Origin of the sequence: Streptomyces shenzhenensis (assembly GCF_021462265.1) — a bacterium.
Taxonomy (GTDB): domain Bacteria; phylum Actinomycetota; class Actinomycetes; order Streptomycetales; family Streptomycetaceae; genus Streptomyces; species Streptomyces shenzhenensis.
Genome location: NZ_JAJONF010000028.1, coordinates 1 through 17,982 on the forward strand (window position 1 = coordinate 1; position 17,982 = coordinate 17,982).

Genomic DNA, 17,982 nt, shown 5'->3' on the forward strand with positions numbered 1-17,982 from the left:
TTCGGCGGGGTCCGCTTCCCCGCGGTCGGCGAGCTGCCGTATCTGCTCACCCTCGCGGGGCACGGCTTCTACTGGTTCCGCCTGCGCGCGGACGCGGCGTAGGACGGCGGACCCCGCAGAGTCCACCCCGGGCGGCGGCGGTTGTGTTTCCTCCGCCCCGCCCGGGGCACGCATCACTAACGCCCCCGCCGACCGGGGAAAGGACGTACCGCCATGGCGGACACGGTCAGTCTCTCCACGCCCGCTCTGCTCGCCTCGCTCGACCCGCTGCTGCGCGAGTGGCTGCCCCGGCAGCGCTGGTTCGCCGGCAAGGGAAGCCCGGTCACCGGCTTCTCCCTGGTGGCCGACACCGAACTCCTGCCGGCGGACGGCCGGCTGGGCCTGCGCCATCTGCTGGTCCGCGCCCATCAGCCGCCCGCCCCCGCCGAGGCCGGCGACTGCTACCAGCTCCTCATAGGCGTGCGCGAGGCGCTGCCGCCCCGGCTGGCGCCCGCGCTGATCGGACACGTGACCGAGGGCCCGCTGGCCGGGCAGACGGTCTACGACGCCCTGTACGACCCCCGGCCCGCCGAGGTGCTCCTGGAGGCCCTGCGCACCCAGGCCCGGATCGGCGGGCTGCGCTTCGAGCGCGACCCGGGCCAGGAGATACGCGACGGGCTGGTGGCCCGGCTGATGACCGGCGAGCAGTCCAATTCGTCGGTCGTCTACGGAGATACGTTTATCCTGAAGCTGCTGCGCCGGGTCGTGCCCGGCGTCAACCCCGATCTGGAGATACCCCTGGCCCTGGCCCGCGAGGGCTGCGCCCGGGTGCCGGCCCCGACGGCCTGGCTGCGGGCGGAGCCGGCCGGCAGACCCGGTGAGCCGTACGTCCTGGCCGTCCTCCAGCCGTTCGTGCGCGGCGCGACCGACGGCTGGGAGCTGGCGCTTCGCGAGCTGGCGAAGGGCGAGGACTTCGCGGCCGAGGCGCGGGCGCTGGGACGGGCCACCGCCGAGGTGCACACGGCGCTGGCCCAGGCGCTGCCCACCGTCACCGTCGGGCAGAGCCAACTGGAGCCGCAGGTCGCGGGCATGGTCGAGCGGCTGGCGGCGGCCGTGCAGGCGGTGCCGGCGCTGGGCCCGTACGAGGACGGGCTGCGCTCCGCCTACACCGCGCTGGGCGACCTGGCCGCCGAGGGCCGTACCTGGACCGCCCAGCGGATCCACGGCGACCTGCACCTGGGGCAGTGCCTGCGCGCGCCGTCCGGGGAGTGGTCGCTGATCGACTTCGAGGGGGAGCCGGCCCGCCCGCTGGCCGAGCGCCGGATGCCCCAGCCGCCGGTGCGGGACATCGCCGGGATGCTGCGCTCCTTCGACTACGCGGCCCGCTCGGTGACCCCGCCGGCCCCCGGCTGGGCAGAGGTGTGCCGGGCGGCCTACTGTTCCGGCTACGCCGAGACCGCCGGCGTCGACCCGCGCACCGATCCCGTCCTGCTGCGGGCCTACGAGACCGACAAGGCCGTCTACGAGGTCGTCTACGAGGCCCGGCACCGGCCCGAGTGGCTTCCCGTCCCGCTGTCGGCCGTACACCGCCTGGCCACCCCTGACCCGACCTGATCTCCGGGAGACGCGTCCGTGACCTCCATGAACCCCGTGCCCGTAGCCGGCGGCGACCGTGAGCGGCTGCTGCACGGCACCCATCACGACCCGCACTCGGTGCTGGGCGCGCATCCGGTCCCCGGCGGCGTCGCCGTCCGCGCGTTCCGCCCGTACGCCCGCGCGGTGACGGCCGTCGCGGGCGAGGACCTGCGGGCCGAACTGCACGACGACGGCGACGGCTTCTTCTCCGTGCTGCTCCCCGTCACCGACGTACCGGTCTACCGGCTGCTGGTGGAGTACGAGGGGACGGTCCAGGAGACCGAGGACGCGTACCGCTTCCTGCCCACCCTCGGCGACCTGGACCTGCACCTGATCGGCGAGGGCCGGCACGAGCGGCTGTGGGAGGTGCTCGGCGCGCGTCCGACGACCCACCAGGGGGTGGCGGGCACCCGGTTCGCGGTGTGGGCGCCGAACGCGCGGGGGGTGCGGCTGGCCGGCGGGTTCAACTTCTGGGACGGCACCGGGTACCCGATGCGCTCGCTCGGCTCCTCGGGGATCTGGGAGCTGTTCCTGCCGGGTGTCGGCGCGGGCGAGCTGTACAAGTTCGAGATCACCCGCCCGGACGGGTCCCGGACGCTGCGGGCGGATCCGATGGCCCGGCGTACGGAGGTGCCGCCGCACACGTCGTCGATCGTCCACGCGTCCCACCACGAGTGGACGGACGGGGAGTGGATGGCGCACCGGGGCGACACCCCCGTCCACGAGGCCCCCTTCTCGGTCTACGAGGTGCACCTGCCGTCCTGGCGTCCCGGCCTGACCTACCGGGAACTCGCCGGGCAGCTGCCCGCCTACGTCAGCGACCTGGGCTTCACACACGTGGAGCTGATGCCGGTCGCGGAGCATCCCTTCGGCGGCTCCTGGGGCTACCAGGTCACCGGCTTCTACGCGCCGACGGCCCGGCTCGGCACCCCCGACGACTTCAAGTACCTGGTCGACGCCCTGCACCGGGCGGGCATCGGCGTGATCATGGACTGGGTGCCCGCGCACTTCCCGCGGGACGACTGGGCGCTCGCGGAGTTCGACGGCCGGCCGCTGTACGAGCACGCGGACCCGCTGCGGGCCGCGCACCCCGACTGGGGCACCCTGGAGTTCGACTTCGGCCGCCGCGAGGTGCGCAACTTCCTGGTGGCGAACGCCGTGTACTGGTGCGAGGAGTTCCACATCGACGGGCTGCGCGTCGACGCGGTGGCCTCCATGCTCTACCTCGACTACTCGCGCGAGCCGGGGCAGTGGACGCCGAACGAGCACGGCGGCCGGGAGAACCTGGACGCGGTGGCGTTCCTGCAGGAGATGAACGCGACGGTCTACCGCCGGGCGCCGGGCGTGGTGACGATCGCCGAGGAGTCGACGGCGTGGGAGGGCGTGACCCGCCCCACCGACAGCGGCGGTCTCGGCTTCGGCCTGAAGTGGAACATGGGCTGGATGCACGACTCCCTCGCCTACATGTCCCATGAACCGGTGCACCGCAGGTACCACCACCACGAGATGACCTTCTCGATGGTCTACGCGTACAGCGAGAACTACGTCCTGCCCATCTCCCACGACGAGGTCGTGCACGGCAAGGGCTCACTCGTCTCGAAGATGCCCGGCGACTGGTGGCGGCAGCGCGCGGACGACCGTGCCTACCTGGCCTTCATGTGGGCCCACCCGGGCAAGCAACTGCTCTTCATGGGGCAGGAGTTCGCCCAGGGCGCGGAGTGGTCGGAGGCGAACGGCCCCGACTGGTGGCTGCTCGACCCCGCCTACGGCGCCGAGGCCGACCACCGGGGCGTGCGGGACCTGGTCCGCGACCTCAACACGGTGTACCGCGCGACCCCGGCCCTGTGGCAGCGGGACACGGCACCCGCCGGTTTCCAGTGGATCGCGGGGGACGCGGCCGAGGACAACGTCTTCGCGTTCCTGCGCCTGGACGCCGGGGGAACGCCGCTCCTGTCCGTCTCCAACCTCTCCCCCGTGGTCCGCCACGACTACCGGCTGGGCGTCCCGGACGAGATCCCCGCCTGGCACGAGGCCCTCAACACCGACGCGGCGCGCTACGGCGGCAGCGGCGTCACCAACCCCGACCCGGTGAAGCCGGAGCCGCAGGGCGCCCACGGCCGCCCGGCGAGCATCCGCCTGACGCTGCCCCCGCTGGCTACGGTGTGGCTGCGGCCTGCCTGAGCCCGGCCGGCAGGTCGCCGGTGTGCAGCACCCCCAGCCGCTGGGTCGCCCGGGTCAGTGCCACGTACAGGTCGCTGGTGCCGTAGCGGCCCGGTTCCACCACCAGGACCGAGTCGAACTCCAGCCCCTTGGCCTGGCGCGGATCGAGGAGGACGACGGTCCGGGTCAGGTCGGGCTCGGCGCCGGCCGTGACGCCGTCCAGGCGGGCGGCGAGGGCGCGGTGCAGGTCGCGGGGGGCGATCACCGCCAGCCGGCCCTCCGCCGGGGTGAGTTCGGCGACGGCCTTCCGGACGGCGCCGGGCAGGTCGTCCGTCGCGCGCACCCACGGCCGTACACCCGTCGAGCGGACCGAGCTCGGGGGATCGAAGTCCGGGTGCTCGGCGCGGACCACGGCCGCCGCGAGGTCCATGATCTCGGAGGGGGTGCGGTAGTTGACGCCGAGGCGGGTGTGGTCCCAGCGGTCCTCGACGTACGGCCCGAGGATGTCCGCCCAGGAGCCGACGCCCGCCGCCTCCGCGGTCTGGGCCGGGTCGCCGACCAGGGTCATCGAGCGGGTCGGGCTGCGCCGCATCAGCAGCCGCCAGGCCATCGGCGACAGCTCCTGCGCCTCGTCGACGATGATGTGCCCGAACGCCCAGGTGCGGTCCGCCGCCGCCCGTTCGGCCGCGCTGCGGAAGTCCTCCTCCTCCTGGCGCTCGGCGAACCGTTCGGCGTCGATGATGTGGTGCGCGGACAGCACCTCGGAGGCGTCGGGGTCGCTGTCCTCCTTGTCGTCGAACTCGTAGGTGCGGGAGGCGTAGGAGACGTCGAGGACGCCCTGGGCGTAGGCGATCTGCGTCTCGCGTTCGCGTTCGGCGCGGGCCCGGGCGAGCCGCTCGTCCACGCCGAGGAGCTCGGCCGCCTCGTCGAGCAGCGGCACGTCCGAGACCGTCCAGGCCCGCGTCACCGGGCGGCGCACCGCGGCCGCGTCCTCGTCGCTCAGGTATCCCTCGGGGCCGGCGAGGAAGTCGGCGACCAGGCGCTGCGGGGTCAGCCGCGGCCACAGCTGGTCGACGGCGGACCACACCTCGGGGTTCTCGGCGAGGTCGTCGCGGATCTGGGTGATGTCGGAGGGGTCCAGCAGGTTGCTGCCGTCGAAGGGGTCGGTGCCCACGCGTTCGGCGTACAGGTCGGTGAGGGTGTTGAGGATGTGTCCCTCGAAGTGCTCGCGGGCCACGTTGTGCGGCAGCCGGGCGGCGCGGGTGCGCTCGCGGGCCATGTTCACCAGGCCGTCGTCGAGCATCAGCACCTCACGGTCGTGCTCGACGGTGAGGACCGGGTCGGGCAGCGCCTGCCGGTCCCGTACGACGGCGGCGAGCACGTCGGCCATGTCCGCGCGGCCCTTCACGGCGGCCGCCTCAGGGGTGTCGGACGCCGTCGCCTTCACACCGGGGAACAGCTCACCGACCGTGGCCAGCAGCACCCCCGTCTCGCCCAGCGAGGGCAGCACCTCGCCGATGTAGCCGAGGAAGGCGGGGTTGGGGCCGACGATCAGGACCGCCCGCTTGGCGAGCAGCTCCCGGTACTCGTAGAGGAGGAAGGCGGCGCGGTGCAGCGCGACCGCGGTCTTGCCGGTCCCCGGGCCGCCCTCGACCACCAGGACCCCGCGGTACGGCGCCCGGATGATCTCGTCCTGCTCGGCCTGGATGGTCTGCACGATGTCGGTCATCCGGCCGGTGCGGGCCGAGTTGAGCGCGGCGAGCAGCACCGCGTCCCCGGACGGGTCCTCGTGGCCGGTGCGCTCGCGGTCGCCGAGGTCGAGGATCTCGTCGTGCAGGGAGGTGACCCGGCGGCCGTCGGTGGCGATGTGCCGGCGGCGGCGCAGGCCCATCGGGGTGTGGCCGGTGGCCAGGTAGAAGGGGCGGGCGACCTCGGCACGCCAGTCGACGAGGACGGGGGTGCGCTCGGCGTCGTCCAGGCGCAGCCCGATCCGGCCGATGTGGTGCCGGGTACCGGACGTCAGGTCGATCCGGCCGAAGCACAGCGACCCGTCCACGGCGTTCAGCGCGGCGAGCAGCCCGGAGCGTTCGGTGACCAGGATGTCCCGCTCCAGCCGGGCCTGCATCGGCTTGTCGCCCAGGGCGAGGGCGTCCGCGACCGAGTCCTCGGTGTCGCCGCGCAGGGCGTCCACCCGCGCGTACAGTCCGTCGATGAATTCCTGCTCGTGACGCAATTCATCGTCTGGAAATTCGGTGTTTGACAATTCCGCTCCCGGCCGGATATACTGTGCGCACTGAACTTCTTCGCGGCTCGATCGAATTCAATCTCGACCCGAAGTCACGAACTGCCGAATATACGCAAAGAAATCCCCCGAGCGCAATTGCTCGGGGGATTCTTCGTACCACCGGCCGGTTCAGCGCAGCACGTCGGACAGCTCCTCCAGCAGTCGCCGCTTGGGCCGGGCGCCCACCATCGACCTGACCGGCTCGCCGCCCCGGAACACCATGAACGTCGGCATCGACAGCACCTTGTAGGCGTTCGTCGTCTCCGGATTGGTGTCCACGTCCAGCTGCACCACCTTCAGCCGCTCGCCCTCCTCGGCGGCGAGAGCCGTGAGCACCGGCCCCATCTGCCGGCACGGCGGGCACCAGTCGGCGGTGAACTCCACCAGCACCGGCAGCTCCGCCCCGATCACCTCCGCCGCGAAGTCCGCGTCCGTCACCTCGGTCACACCCGCCGCCTTGATCATTGCCTGGGTCCTCCCAGTTCACAGGTCGGCTCCGGACCCCCCGGAACCAGCGCCTCGGCGGCCAGCTCGTCCCGCGCCCGCTCGGCGCGCGCCAGCTGGGCCCCGACCGTCGCCCGCACGGCCTGCAACTCGCCGATGAGCGAGTCCAGCTCCGCCAGCTTGCGCCGGTAGACCGCGAGCGACGCCGGGCAGGTGTCGCCCTCCGGGTGTCCGGCCCGCAGGCACTCCACGAACGGCCGGGTCTCCTCCAGCTCGAACCCGAAGTCCCGCAGCGTCCGGATCTGCGTGAGCAGCCTCAGATCGCTCTCGTCGTAGGTCCGGTGGCCGTTCTGGGCCCGCCGCGCGGGCAGCAGCCCGCGCGCCTCGTAGTACCGCAGCGCGCGTGTGGTGGTCCCGGCCCGTGCGGCCAGCTCGCCGATTCGCATGCCTACGACCGTAAGACCTGACGTCGACGTCAAGACAAGGTCGGCTGGACCCCCGCCGATTCCTCGACCTCGAGCAGCGAGGCGCTGTGCCGCTCCTCGTCGAAGGCCCTGCGCCCGCCGCGCAGCCCGAACAGCCGCTTGGCGAGGGCGATGTAGAGCACCGCGATGATGTTCAGCACCAGCGTCGCGATCTTCAGGTAGCTGACCTTGTCGGTGAGCTCGTAGATCTCCAGCGGCAGGAACGCGGCGGTGGCGACCACCGTCAGGTACTCCGCCCAGCGCTTGGCGTACCAGAGCCCGACCGCCTCGACGAGTTCGATCAGCGCGTACGCCAGCAGCACCGCGGCCACCAGCAGCAGCGTGGAGTGCTTGTAGCCGAAGGCCTTCTGGATGGAGCCGACGACCGGTGAGTGGTCGAGGTCGTAATGGAAGTGCCGGAAGACCGGCCGGAACGTGTTCAGGTACTCGTTGAAGAGCCGGCGCACGGCGTCCTCGCTGTTGCTGAACCTCCACACCGCGACCGCGACCAGCACGATGAACACGCCGCGCACGGCCCGCTCGATCGCCAGGAAGCGCAGGATGAACAGGTCCCGCAGCACCTTCCCGCGCGGCACCAGCGGGGCGTCGGCCGCCGGCCCCGAGCCGTGCGGCTCACCGAGCACGAAGTCGCCGCACCGCAGACACCGCCAGGCCTCCCCGACCGCGGTCTGGGTGTGCAGCCGCACCCGCAGCCGCGGATCGTCCGGGGCATAGGTCACGTGCCCCTTGCGCGCGCAGTGCCGCCGGTCCCAGTCGATCGCCATCCCCCGTGCCTCCCCTTGCCGACGTGCCGTTTCGCGTTGGACAGGAACGGCACGTTAGTGGATCCGGCTGACGGGCGTGGCCGAGGGGTCGGCACACCCGTGGCGAAACGGTGAACCGGGCGGCTGGGTCAAGGGGGGAGTTCCCAGCCGCCCGGAGACCGGCGGCCGGACGGCCGGCCCGGGTTCAGGCCGAGCCGGACGTCCGGCGGCTTCATGGATGCTGCGGAGCAGCGCCCCGTCAGGGGCGCGAGGAACTGCGCGACCAGCCCCCACCCACCCGCACCCGACGACGGCGCACTACGCCTTCGCCAGTTCCTCGCGCTGCTCGGGAAGGTCAGGCGCAACCACCGGCTCCCCCTCGTCCAGCAGCGTCTTCTCGTCGAACGGCAGCTCACCGGCGAGCACCTGCCGCACCCGCGTCTTGTCGATCTCCTTGGTCCAGGTGCCGATCAGGACGGTGGCGACCGCGTTGCCGGCGAAGTTGGTCAGCGCGCGGGCCTCGCTCATGAACCGGTCGATGCCGACGATCAGACCGACGCCGTCCACCAGCGCGGGCTTGTGCGACTGGAGGCCACCGGCCAGGGTGGCGAGGCCGGCGCCGCTGACGCCCGCCGCGCCCTTCGAGGCCAGCAGCAGGAAGAGCAGCAGCGGGATCTGCTCGCCGATCGACATCGGCGTACCGAGAGCGTCGGCGATGTACAGCGACGCCATGGTCATGTAGATCATGGTGCCGTCGAGGTTGAACGAGTACCCGGTCGGCACGGTGATGCCTACGACCGGCTTGCTGACGCCCAGGTGCTCCATCTTCGCGATGAGCCGCGGCAGCGCGGACTCGGAGGAGGAGGTGGAGAGGATCAGCAGGAACTCACGGGCGAGGTACTTGAACAGCGTGAAGATGCTGAGCCCGGAGACGATCCGCAGCACCGTGCCGAGCACCACGAAGACGAACAGGGCGCAGGTGATGTAGAAGCCGAGCATCAGCACGGCGAGGCTCTTGAGCGCGTCCAGCCCGGCGGACCCGACCACGGCGGCGATCGCGCCGAACGCGCCGATCGGCGCGGCCCACATGATCATGCCCAGGATGCGGAAGACGAGCCGCTGGATGTGCTCGACACCCCGCAGCACCGGCTGCCCGGCCGATCCCATGGCCTGCAGCGCGAACCCGGCGAGCAGCGCGATCAGCAGCGTCTGCAGCACCTGGCCCTCGGTGAAGGCGGAGACGAACGTGGTCGGGATGATCGACAGCACGAAGTCGACGCCGCCGAGCGCCTCGGAGTCCACCTGGGCGTGTCCGGTGGCCTTGAGGGCGTTGGTGATGTGCAGCCCGTCACCGGGGTGCAGGATGTTGCCGACCACAAGGCCGATGGTCAGCGCGACCAGCGACATCACCAGGAAGTAGCCGAGCGCGATACCGCCTACGGCACCGACCTTGGCCGCCTTGCGCACGGACCCGATCCCGAGCACGATCGTGCAGAAGATGATCGGCGAGATCATCATCTTGATGAGACTGACGAAACCGGTACCGAGCGGCTTGAGCTCGATCCCGGCGTCGGGCCAGATGAGGCCGACCGCGATACCGAGGGCGACCGCGGCGATCACCGCGAGGTACAGGTAGTGGGTGCGGTCTCTCTTCACGGCGGGTACTGCCGTAGGCGTCGTCGTCACGGCTCGCCTCCTTGACGTCTTCGTCGGTATGACCGGCGTGCGGCTCACGTCCGGGGGTGTGGGGGATGCCGTGACTATCTCCCGGCCTGTGAGGGCGGTCACCCTTGCGTTCATTGAGTTCACGCCCGCGCCGGGAGGCACACTGCTGACATGCGTTTCCCGTCCGTACCCCGCCCCCGCAGCCTGGCCGGCCAGCTGTTCGCCATGCAGGCCGTGCTGATAGCGGTCGTGGTCGCCGGTTACGCGCTGTTCACGTACGTCAGCGACCGCCACCAGGCGCAGGAGGCGGCGACCCGGCAGGCGACGGCGGTGGCCCGCTCGGTCGCCGACGCCCCCTCGGTCCGTGCGGCCGTCCACACCCCGGACCCCTCGGCTCAGCTCCAGCCGTACGCCCTCCAGGTGATGCGGGACACCGAGGTCGACTTCGTCACGATCATGACCCCGGACGGCATCCGCTGGACCCACCCCGACCGGACGCAGATCGGCAGGCACTACCTCGGCCACATCGAGGCGGCCCAGCGGGGCCACACCTACAGCGAGACCTACAAGGGCACCCTCGGCTCCTCCGTCCGCACGGTCACCCCGGTGGAGGAGAACGGCCGGGTGATCGGCCTGGTGAGCGCCGGCATCAAGGTGGAGGCGATCAGCGAGCGGGCGCAGGAGCAGGTGACGGCGCTGCTGGGGGTCGCGGCGGGCGCGCTGCTGCTGGGCGCGCTGGGCACGTACGTCATCAACGCGCGCCTGCGCCGCCACACCCACGGCATGAACGCGGCGGAGCTGAGCCGCATGCACGACTACCACGAGGCGGCCCTGCACGCGGTGCGTGAGGGCCTGCTGATGCTGGACGGCCGGTACCGGGTGGCGCTGATCAACGACGGGGGCCGGGAGCTGCTGGGCGTGGGTCCCGAGGACGAGGTGGTGGGCCGCCCGGTGGTGGAGCTGGGTCTGCCGGCGCCGTTGACCGGTGCGCTGCTCGCCTCCGAGCCGCGGGTGGACGAGGTGCACCTGACGGCGGACCGGGTGCTGGTGGTGAACACGTCACCGGTGTCGGGCGGCGAGCGGCGCGGCACGGTGGTCACGCTGCGAGACGTCACCGAACTCCAGTCCCTGATGGGCGAGCTGGACTCGGAGCGCGGCTTCACGCAGGCCTTGAGGTCCCAGGCCCACGAGGCGGCGAACCGTCTGCACACGGTGGTGTCGCTGATCGAACTCGGCCGGGCGCCGGAGGCGGTCGACTTCGCGACGGCGGAGCTGGAGCTGGCGCAGGCGCTGACCGACCAGGTGGTGGCGGCGGTCAGCGAGCCGGTCCTCGCCGCCCTGCTGCTGGGCAAGACCGCCCAGGCGCACGAGCGGGGCGTGGAGCTGGTGGTCTCGGACGAGAGCCGGCTCGATGACGGTCTGCTGCCGGAGAGCCTGTCGGCGCGCGATCTGGTCACCATCCTCGGCAACCTGATCGACAACGCGGTGGACGCGGCGCAGGGGACGGTACGGGCCCGCGTGACGGTGACCGCATACACCGACGACGCCGACGACGCCGAGGACGCCGAGTTGGTGCTCCGGGTGACGGACACGGGCGCGGGGGTCGACCCCGCCCACGCCGAGCTGGTCTTCCAGCGCGGCTTCTCGACGAAGCCGGCGGGACCGGGCGGGCGGGGCCTGGGGCTGGCCCTGGTACGGCAGGCGGTCGTACGGCTGGACGGCATCCTGACGGTGACGGAGGCGGCGGAGGGCGGGGCGGTGTTCGAGGTGCGGCTGCCGTTGCGGGCGTCGGTGGCGGGGGGCGAGGTGCGATGACCGGAATCACCGGAACGACGGGGGAGCCGATCAGAGTCCTGGTCGTCGAGGACGACCCGGTGGCCGCGGACGCGCATGTCATGTACGTGGGCCGGGTGCCGGGGTTCGTGGCGGTGGGCAAGGCGCACACGGGGGCGCAGGCGCGGCGGATCCTGGACCGTACGGCCGTGGACCTGCTGCTGCTGGACCTGCACCTGCCGGACGTGCACGGCCTGCAGTTCGCGCGGTCGTTGCGGGCGGCGGGACATCAGGCGGACGTCATAGCGGTGACGTCGGCGCGGGATCTGGCGGTGGTGCGGGAAGGTGTCTCCCTGGGCTTCGTCCAGTACGTCCTGAAGCCGTTCACCTTCGCGACACTCAGGGACCGGCTGACGCGGTACGCGGAGTTCCGGGCGGCGGCGGGCGAGGCGAGCGGGCAGGACGAGGTGGACCGGGCGCTGGCCGCCTTGCGCGCGCCGTCGCCCGCCGCGCTTCCGAAGGGCCTGAGCGCGCCGACCCTGGAACGGGTGACGGTCGCGTTGCGGGAGGCGGAGGAGGGGCTGACCGCGGCGGCGCTCGCGGAGAGCGTGGGGATCTCCCGGATCACGGCCCGGCGGTATCTGGAGCATCTGGTGGAGGCGGGGCGGGCGGGGCGGAGTCCGTTGTACGGACAGGTGGGGAGGCCGGAGCTGGTTTACCGGTGGGTTCGTGGGGAGGGGCGGCGGTGAGCCCGGCGGCGTGGGCGCGGGCTCGGGTGGGTTCGTGGGGAGGGGCGGCGGTGAGCCTGCCGGCTCGGGCGCGGGCTTGGGCGGCTTCAGTGGGGGCGTCGGCGGCCCGGAAGTAGGCAGTGCGTGCGCCCACGGGGCGGTCGGCGGCCTCGTACGCTCCGGCCCGGCAACAGCCGAGCGCGGAGTCGGGGCAGCCGGTCGCGGGACGTGACCAGAACCCGACGCCGGCGGTACGGCGTCAGACCAGCGTCCGTGCCGGTCTCGCCGGCCTCATGTACAGCAGGATCTGCGCGCCGAGCCCCGCCACGGCAAGCGCCTCCAGGACCGACAGCCCGACCAGCAGCCCACCCCCGTTCCCACCCGCCCAGAACACCACCAGCGCCGCCAGCGGCACCGCGCAGAACGCCGTCAGATCGATCATGGCCTGGATGGTCTTACGGGTCCGCCGCCGGACGTCGGTCCGGTGGTACGCCTCCCAGCCGAAGGTGGGGAACTCCCCGTCCGCAGAAGCCAGTCGGGCGAGCCGGGGCCCCAGCTCGTCCCGCACGTAGAGGCCGATCGCCGAGATCTTCTCGTCGTTGACCAGGTAGGTCCACCCGAGCACCACACACACCGGCGGCAACGCCAGCAGCATCGGCGCCTGTTTGGCCTGCGCTGCGGCCGCGATGACCGCGGCGACGACTCCGAGCGTCACATACAGGAGATTGTCCCGGAACCCGATCCGCGCCTTCTGCTCGTCCTTGACCGTCTGGTACTCGGCGAGCAGCAACTGCCCCACGGTGACGTCTCGTTCCGGCATACGGCGCCTCTCCCCCTGTGCGGCCTACCGCGACTCGCACCCGTCGACAGCTGTGCGACGCCACTCTAAAACCGCCACCGCGCCCCCCTTGCCGCATGAATGGACGTCCGGTTCTCAGGTGCCGTAGACAGTGGACCGGTGGCCCACCTGGACAACCCACACCACGAGTTCGCCGTTGTCGATGGTGTAGATGACGCGATAGTCCCCGACGCGCAGTCGGCGCCGGTCCGGCTGGGAGACCAGTGCAGTGGTGTTGAAACCGAGCGGATCGCCCTCCAGTTCCGTCAACTTGACCAGAATGCGCAAAGCCGTGTCCCGAGGAACCTTGCGCAGCTCCGCTTGAGCCTCGGGCCGGAAGACGGTGCGGTACTTACTCACTTCGTGCCAGCGTCTCCTTCATGACGTCCTCGATCGGGACACCGGCGGCCGGATTCGCCATGCGCTCGTCGATGACGCGGTTGATCTCGCGCTCTTCCCATTCCTGATACCTGCGCAGGACCTCGATCGACACGACCGCGGCGACCTCCTTGCCGCGTCGAGTGATCACCGTCGGAGTGTCGTCACGATCGGCGCGCTCGACCACCTCAGCCAGATGGGCACGCACATCACGGATGGACTCTATGGGCATCTGCGTCATACACCCGAAGTTACCAAATGTTCCATGTGTACACAAGGGCGCAGATGCCCAGCGCCGCCGAGCTCCGGACAGGGCTGACGGGGACGCCCTCCCACCACTCGCCTTCACCATCACCGGCATGGGCGACATCGACAAGACCGCGGGGTCCGAGACGTTGCCCAGGATCAGCAACGTCCGGTCCCTCTGTTCGGCGAGGAGCGCGCGGCAGGCGTCCCGTCAGGGCGGTCACGGAAGGCGATCAGCACGCGGCGATGGTCCGTACCCGGAAACTTCGCCGGTACGCCTCATCGACCTGGAGACCATCATTCCGGACCACTCCGTCGCCCTGGCCAGCCGTGCTCTGTGCAACACCGCATGAGCGCGGCGACCGCCCCACCGCGAACCGGACGCCCGCGCCCGGGCCGTCGAACTCGCCCGGCCCCTCACCACCCTCGAGCCCCCAACCCAGGCAACACCGCCCACATCCGAGTCCCGCCCCCAGGCTCCCGCCCCTCCCCGAACCCCCAGTCCCCCTCGCACGCCCGCACCACGCACCCCAGCACCCGCAGCGCGGCCCTCCTCCGCACCTCGCAGGCCTCCGCCACCCGTGGGTGATGATGCCGAGGGTGCCCGTCGTAGAGGATCACCCGCAACGCGTCCTCCCGGTACCGCAGCGACACGTACATGTCCTCCCCCGGCGTGAACCGGCAAGCACAAGCGGCCAGTTCACTCACCACCTGCACGGCCGCATCTGTCAGCCCCTCCAGCCCGTGCACCTTCAGCACGGCCCGGGTGGCCACCCGCGCGACCCGGCAACTGGCCGCGCCCGCGGGCAACGTGAAGCTGTAGGCGAGCGTGTCGGCGGAGGGCGGCGCCGCTTCCGAGACGTCCGTGACGATAGGGCAGGGCATGACCATGAGTAACTCCTCTGCGACGTAAAGGACCTGAGGCACTCACACGGCACCACCGGTGGCCTGCCGCGCGAACCCGAACAGGCTCGCGCGATGCACTTCCGGCGACGGCGATCCGTAAGTGACCCATCACCGACTGTAGAGATATCAGGGGGCTTTTTGCCACTCACTCAACGAGATTGCCACTATCGAGGTGGACCGAGCCCGCGCTCGGGAGGCAGACTTGCGCCACAACCAACGGAGGAACTGAGACATGCCACCGAGGTCAACGCCCACGGAGCGCCAGAAGCGGCTTGGTGCCGAGTTGCGCAAGATGCGGATCGCGGCGGACGCGACCACCGACTACGCCGCCGGGTTGCTCGGACTTGACCGCACCAAGGTGTCCAACATGGAAGCGGGGGCCCGCGCCATCTCCCCCGAGCGTGTGCGGGTCCTCGCGTGCAACTACGCCTGTCATGACGAGGCGTACGTCGACGCGCTGGCCGAGATGGCGAGCGAACGCAAGCGGGCGTGGTGGGACGCGTACCGTGGGCAGCTTCCCGCGGGGCTCCTCGACATCGCGGAGTTGGAGTGGCATGCCAAGAGCGTCCGCGTCGGCTTGTCCCTGATCATGCCGGGCCTGCTCCAGACCGACGGTTACGCCCGCACGATGTTCTCCGCCGCGCTGCCACCCCTCTCGGCTGCAGAGGTCGAACTGCGCGTGGCCCTGCGCATGCAGCGGCAGCAGGTGCTCTTCCGCGAAGACCCCATCACGTACACGGGATACGTACACGAGGCAGCCCTGCGGATGGAGTTCGGCGGTGCCAAGGTGACGCGAGGACAACTGGACCATCTGTGCGAGGCATCCGAGCGTGACAACATCAACGTGCGCGTGATCCCCTTCATAGTCGGAGTGTTTCCCGGGGCCGGTCAGGCGGTGACCTACGCCGAGGGGCCGGTTCCCCAGCTCGACACCGTGGAACTGGACTCCGCACACGGCCCTGAGTTCACCCACGGCCAGTCACAACTCGACAAGTACCGGGCCCACTTGGACTGGATGGAAGCCGCGTCGCTTTCACCCGAGGCCTCGCGCGACTTCATCCAGGCCATCGCCCGCAACCTCTGAGGAGCCCCCATGCCTGACATCACCTGGGAAGAGCCGTTCTGCACCGAGGGCGCCAACTGCTTCCGCCTCGGCACCGACCCCCAGGGCAACGCCTACATAGCCGTCGCCGGTCAGGAGGACACCTACCTCACCGACACCCGCGAAGCCCTCCGCACCCTCATCCGTGACATCAAGGCCGGCAGAGCCGACCACCTCCTCTAGGGCATACGGAATACACGGGGCAACCTCACCTCCCCGTGCCCCAGCAAACCCCCGCACACTCATTGACCTGACTAGACCACTCCACTTACCTTCACACGGCAGAGAGACGAACCCCCAGGCCACAGCGCAGTGGCCGCCGAGGAGGTCGTGCCCGTGCGCCCCACCGCCGTCAGCGTCCTTGCCCTCTCCCTCGTCACCGCCGCCGCTTCCCTCACCGCGTGCGGCAGCGGGTCCGGGAGCAGCCCCGACACCGTGAAGATCTCTTTCAAGCAGTCCACGGACAACTCCATCAAGGTGATGGACACGTATCTCGCCGACATCAAGAAGCAGTTCGAGAAGGAGTACCCGGGGAAGAAGGTCGAGCTCGTTCCGATCAAGGCCCCGGACTCCGAGTACTACACGAAGCTGCAGCAGATGCTCCGGTCGCCCCGGACCGCTCCCGACCTGGTCTACGAGGACACCTTCCTCATCAACTCGGACATCACCAGCGGGTATCTCAAGCCCCTCGACTCGTACCTCGCCAAGTGGCAGGACTGGGGGCAGTTCGTCGACACCGCCAAGGCGGCTGCCCAGGGTGAGGACGGGAAGACGTACGGCGTCCCGGACGGGACCGACACCCGTGGGCTCTGGTTCGACAAGCGGGTGTTCAAGAAGGCCGGGCTGCCCACCGACTGGCAGCCGAAGACCTGGGACGACGTGCTCGCCGCCGCCCGGACCATCAAGGAGAAGGTCCCCGGCGTCACGCCGCTGAACGTCTACACGGGCAAGCCCGTCGGCGAGGGTGCCACCATGCAGGGCTTCGAGATGCTGCTGTACGGCACCAACGACGGGACCACCGACCCCCTGTACGACAGGACCGGCAGGAAGTGGATCGCCGGGAGCCAGGGGTTCAAGGACGCGCTGTCCTTCGTCGAGACCGTGTACAAGGACAAGCTGGGGCCGGACGTCTCCGACGCCCTCGACCCGAACTTCGGCACCGCCGTCCGCGGTGAACTCCTCCCCCAGGGCAAGCTCGGCATCGACCTCGACGGGTCCTGGCTGCCGCAGGACTGGCTGAAGGGCAGCGGGCACGAGTGGCCGGACTGGTCCAAGGACCTCGGCCTCGCCTACATGCCCACCCAGCACGGCCAGGCCCCCGGCAAGGTCAGCATGTCCGGTGGCTGGACCTGGGCCATCCCCAGCAAGGCGGCCAACCCCGACCTCGCCTTCGACTTCGTGAAGACCATGCAGACCAAGGCGAACGCCCAGAAGTGGTACATCGCCAACTCCGGGATCGCGGTGCGCAAGGACGTCGCGAGCGATCCGTCGTACACATCCGCCCAGCCCGGTATCAAGTTCTTCACGGACCTGGTCGCCAGTACCCACTACCGGCCCGCCTACCCGGCCTACCCGAAGGTCTCCACCGCCATCCAGGAGGCCATGGAGAGCGTGACCACCGGTGACGCGTCGGTCGACAAAGCGGCGAGTACCTACGATTCGACGCTCAAGGACGTCACCGACAACCAAGTGGTCACCCAGTGAGTCACTCAGTGCGTCAGCCAAGGGGGCGTTCGGTCGCTCGCCCGGTGACCGGCCGGCGACTGTTCCGCGCCCTCCCCCTCACCCCCGCCCTGGCCCTGCTCCTCCTCTTCCTCGGCGGGCCCATCGCCTACTGCGCCTGGATCGCCTTCACCGACCTCCAGCTCACCGGCCAGGCGCACTCCTCCTTCGTCGGCTTCGCCAACTTCCGCAGGGCGTTCGACGACGACGCCTTCCTGAACGCCGTCTGGCTGACCCTCGTCTTCACCGTGCTCTCCGCGCTCGTCGGGCAGAACACGCTGGGGCTGGCGCTCGCCACCCTGATGCGGCGGGCGTCGAAGCCGGTACGGACGCTCACCGGTGGGATCGTGATCACGGCGTGGGTGCTGCCGGAGGTCGTCGCCGGGTTTCTGCTGTACGCCTTCTTCCGGCGGGAAGGCACGCTCAACGCCCTCCTCGACTTCCTCGGTCTCCCGTCCCAGAACTGGCTGTTCACCCTCCCCATCCTGGCCGTGTCGTTCGCCAACGTGTGGCGCGGCACCGCCTTCTCGATGCTCGTCTACTCCGCCGCCCTCGACGAGATACCGACCGAGATCGAGGAGTCGGCGGAGGTCGACGGGGCCGGCGGCTGGCGCCGGATGTGGCACATCACGCTGCCGATGATCAGGCGGTCCATCGGGACGAACCTGATGCTCAACACCCTCCAGACGCTCTCCGTCTTCGGGTTGATCTGGGTGATGACCCGCGGCGGGCCCAGCGACCGGAGCCAGACCCTGCCCCTCTTCATGTACGAACAGGCCTTCCAGAACAGCATGATCGGGTACGGCACCGCCGTCGCCCTGCTGCTGCTCCTGGTCGGCTCGCTCTTCTCGGTCGTCTACATGCGGCTGCTGCGCACGGAGGTGTGAGCCGACA

General features: G+C 70.6%; 18 protein-coding genes and 1 pseudogene. 10 read left to right on the forward strand and 9 right to left on the reverse strand.

All coding sequences use genetic code 11. The annotated features are described in order from the left end of the window. The 3 genes and pseudogenes from LQ326_RS30010 to glgB all read left to right on the forward strand — a co-directional run. Nucleotides 1-102, forward strand: a pseudogene (locus LQ326_RS30010) (alpha-glucosidase C-terminal domain-containing protein); the annotation flags it as partial. A gap of 111 nt (nucleotides 103-213) precedes the next feature. Further along, nucleotides 214-1,593, forward strand: a complete 1,380-nt coding sequence (locus LQ326_RS30015; protein WP_234542192.1) for a maltokinase N-terminal cap-like domain-containing protein — start codon at nucleotides 214-216, stop codon at nucleotides 1,591-1,593. Nucleotides 1,594-1,620: 27 nt separating this feature from the next. After that, entirely contained in the window at nucleotides 1,621-3,795 is a 2,175-nt protein-coding gene (glgB, locus tag LQ326_RS30020) for a 1,4-alpha-glucan branching enzyme (protein WP_234542272.1), read from the forward strand. Here glgB and LQ326_RS30025 read toward each other — a convergent pair. The 5 genes from LQ326_RS30025 to LQ326_RS30045 all read right to left on the reverse strand — a co-directional run bounded on the left by LQ326_RS30025 (nucleotide 3,770) and on the right by LQ326_RS30045 (nucleotide 9,386). After that, nucleotides 3,770-6,007, reverse strand: a complete 2,238-nt coding sequence (locus LQ326_RS30025) for a HelD family protein (protein WP_268207739.1) — start codon at nucleotides 6,005-6,007, stop codon at nucleotides 3,770-3,772. The two genes, glgB and LQ326_RS30025, sit on opposite strands and share 26 nt — an antisense overlap. Before the next feature lie 180 nt (nucleotides 6,008-6,187). Continuing rightward, nucleotides 6,188-6,505, reverse strand: a complete 318-nt coding sequence (locus LQ326_RS30030) for a thioredoxin family protein (RefSeq protein WP_234542274.1) — start codon at nucleotides 6,503-6,505, stop codon at nucleotides 6,188-6,190. Nucleotides 6,506-6,519: 14 nt separating this feature from the next. Beyond that, nucleotides 6,520-6,948: a MerR family transcriptional regulator gene (locus tag LQ326_RS30035; RefSeq protein ID WP_181803379.1), complete on the reverse strand. Its 429-nt coding sequence runs from the start codon at nucleotides 6,946-6,948 to the stop codon at nucleotides 6,520-6,522. Nucleotides 6,949-6,977: 29 nt separating this feature from the next. Continuing rightward, a complete protein-coding gene (locus LQ326_RS30040) occupies nucleotides 6,978-7,751 on the reverse strand; it encodes a DUF2127 domain-containing protein (RefSeq protein ID WP_234542193.1) in 774 nt (257 codons plus the stop codon). Nucleotides 7,752-8,048: 297 nt separating this feature from the next. Beyond that, the gene (locus LQ326_RS30045; protein ID WP_372496993.1) at nucleotides 8,049-9,386 is read right to left on the reverse strand and encodes a cation:dicarboxylate symporter family transporter; all 1,338 of its coding nucleotides are present in this window, start codon (nucleotides 9,384-9,386) and stop codon (nucleotides 8,049-8,051) included. Between the two features lie 180 nt (nucleotides 9,387-9,566). Here LQ326_RS30045 and LQ326_RS30050 point away from each other — a divergent pair, with 180 nt between their 5' ends. Further along, the gene (locus tag LQ326_RS30050; RefSeq protein ID WP_234542195.1) at nucleotides 9,567-11,210 is read left to right on the forward strand and encodes a sensor histidine kinase; all 1,644 of its coding nucleotides are present in this window, start codon (nucleotides 9,567-9,569) and stop codon (nucleotides 11,208-11,210) included. Continuing rightward, nucleotides 11,207-11,917, forward strand: coding sequence for a response regulator (locus tag LQ326_RS30055; protein WP_234542196.1), 711 nt, complete (start codon nucleotides 11,207-11,209; stop codon nucleotides 11,915-11,917). Before LQ326_RS30050 ends, LQ326_RS30055 begins: the two co-directional genes overlap by 4 nt. A gap of 238 nt (nucleotides 11,918-12,155) precedes the next feature. On the opposite strand, the gene LQ326_RS30065 is transcribed toward LQ326_RS30055, so the two are convergent. From LQ326_RS30065 to LQ326_RS30075, 3 genes are all read right to left on the reverse strand, one after another. Beyond that, entirely contained in the window at nucleotides 12,156-12,716 is a 561-nt protein-coding gene (locus tag LQ326_RS30065; protein ID WP_234542197.1) for a hypothetical protein, read from the reverse strand. A 114-nt stretch (nucleotides 12,717-12,830) separates the two neighbouring features. Further along, nucleotides 12,831-13,094: a type II toxin-antitoxin system RelE family toxin gene (locus LQ326_RS30070; protein ID WP_181802709.1), complete on the reverse strand. Its 264-nt coding sequence runs from the start codon at nucleotides 13,092-13,094 to the stop codon at nucleotides 12,831-12,833. Then, entirely contained in the window at nucleotides 13,087-13,353 is a 267-nt protein-coding gene (locus LQ326_RS30075) for a type II toxin-antitoxin system Phd/YefM family antitoxin (RefSeq protein ID WP_181802710.1), read from the reverse strand. Before LQ326_RS30075 ends, LQ326_RS30070 begins: the two co-directional genes overlap by 8 nt. Nucleotides 13,354-13,471: 118 nt before the next feature. Between LQ326_RS30075 and LQ326_RS30080 the strand changes: the two genes are divergently transcribed. After that, nucleotides 13,472-13,711, forward strand: coding sequence for a hypothetical protein (locus LQ326_RS30080; RefSeq protein ID WP_234542198.1), 240 nt, complete (start codon nucleotides 13,472-13,474; stop codon nucleotides 13,709-13,711). 64 nt (nucleotides 13,712-13,775) lie between these two features. Here the strand turns inward: LQ326_RS30080 and LQ326_RS30085 are convergent, their stop codons facing one another. Further along, nucleotides 13,776-14,243 (reverse strand): ATP-binding protein, encoded by a 468-nt coding sequence (locus LQ326_RS30085; protein WP_234542199.1) that lies wholly within the window; start codon nucleotides 14,241-14,243, stop codon nucleotides 13,776-13,778. A gap of 253 nt (nucleotides 14,244-14,496) precedes the next feature. Here LQ326_RS30085 and LQ326_RS30090 point away from each other — a divergent pair, with 253 nt between their 5' ends. The 4 genes from LQ326_RS30090 to LQ326_RS30105 all read left to right on the forward strand — a co-directional run bounded on the left by LQ326_RS30090 (nucleotide 14,497) and on the right by LQ326_RS30105 (nucleotide 17,975). Further along, nucleotides 14,497-15,348, forward strand: coding sequence for a DUF5753 domain-containing protein (locus LQ326_RS30090; protein ID WP_234542200.1), 852 nt, complete (start codon nucleotides 14,497-14,499; stop codon nucleotides 15,346-15,348). A gap of 9 nt (nucleotides 15,349-15,357) precedes the next feature. Further along, nucleotides 15,358-15,549 carry a hypothetical protein gene (locus LQ326_RS30095; protein ID WP_181802713.1) on the forward strand — a complete coding sequence of 64 codons (192 nt, stop codon included), beginning with the start codon at nucleotides 15,358-15,360 and terminating at the stop codon, nucleotides 15,547-15,549. A gap of 153 nt (nucleotides 15,550-15,702) precedes the next feature. After that, complete coding sequence (locus tag LQ326_RS30100; protein ID WP_234542201.1) at nucleotides 15,703-17,070, forward strand: extracellular solute-binding protein; 1,368 nt, start codon at nucleotides 15,703-15,705, stop codon at nucleotides 17,068-17,070. Between the two features lie 8 nt (nucleotides 17,071-17,078). Further along, the gene (locus LQ326_RS30105; RefSeq protein ID WP_372496983.1) at nucleotides 17,079-17,975 is read left to right on the forward strand and encodes a carbohydrate ABC transporter permease; all 897 of its coding nucleotides are present in this window, start codon (nucleotides 17,079-17,081) and stop codon (nucleotides 17,973-17,975) included. The last annotated feature ends 7 nt before the right edge of the window (nucleotides 17,976-17,982 follow it).

Bases quoted from the DNA above. Each gene is read 5' to 3' on its own strand.
- LQ326_RS30015 (WP_234542192.1), top strand. From the start codon at position 214: ATGGCGGACACGGTCAGTCTCTCCACGCCCGCTCTGCTCGCCTCGCTC.
- glgB (WP_234542272.1), top strand. From the start codon at position 1,621: ATGAACCCCGTGCCCGTAGCCGGCGGCGACCGTGAGCGGCTGCTGCAC.
- LQ326_RS30035 (WP_181803379.1), bottom strand. From the start codon at position 6,948: ATGCGAATCGGCGAGCTGGCCGCACGGGCCGGGACCACCACACGCGCG.
- LQ326_RS30040 (WP_234542193.1), bottom strand. From the start codon at position 7,751: ATGGCGATCGACTGGGACCGGCGGCACTGCGCGCGCAAGGGGCACGTG.
- LQ326_RS30050 (WP_234542195.1), top strand. From the start codon at position 9,567: ATGCGTTTCCCGTCCGTACCCCGCCCCCGCAGCCTGGCCGGCCAGCTG.
- LQ326_RS30055 (WP_234542196.1), top strand. From the start codon at position 11,207: ATGACCGGAATCACCGGAACGACGGGGGAGCCGATCAGAGTCCTGGTC.
- LQ326_RS30065 (WP_234542197.1), bottom strand. From the start codon at position 12,716: ATGCCGGAACGAGACGTCACCGTGGGGCAGTTGCTGCTCGCCGAGTAC.
- LQ326_RS30075 (WP_181802710.1), bottom strand. From the start codon at position 13,353: ATGACGCAGATGCCCATAGAGTCCATCCGTGATGTGCGTGCCCATCTG.
- LQ326_RS30080 (WP_234542198.1), top strand. From the start codon at position 13,472: ATGGGCGACATCGACAAGACCGCGGGGTCCGAGACGTTGCCCAGGATC.
- LQ326_RS30085 (WP_234542199.1), bottom strand. From the start codon at position 14,243: ATGCCCTGCCCTATCGTCACGGACGTCTCGGAAGCGGCGCCGCCCTCC.
- LQ326_RS30090 (WP_234542200.1), top strand. From the start codon at position 14,497: ATGCCACCGAGGTCAACGCCCACGGAGCGCCAGAAGCGGCTTGGTGCC.
- LQ326_RS30095 (WP_181802713.1), top strand. From the start codon at position 15,358: ATGCCTGACATCACCTGGGAAGAGCCGTTCTGCACCGAGGGCGCCAAC.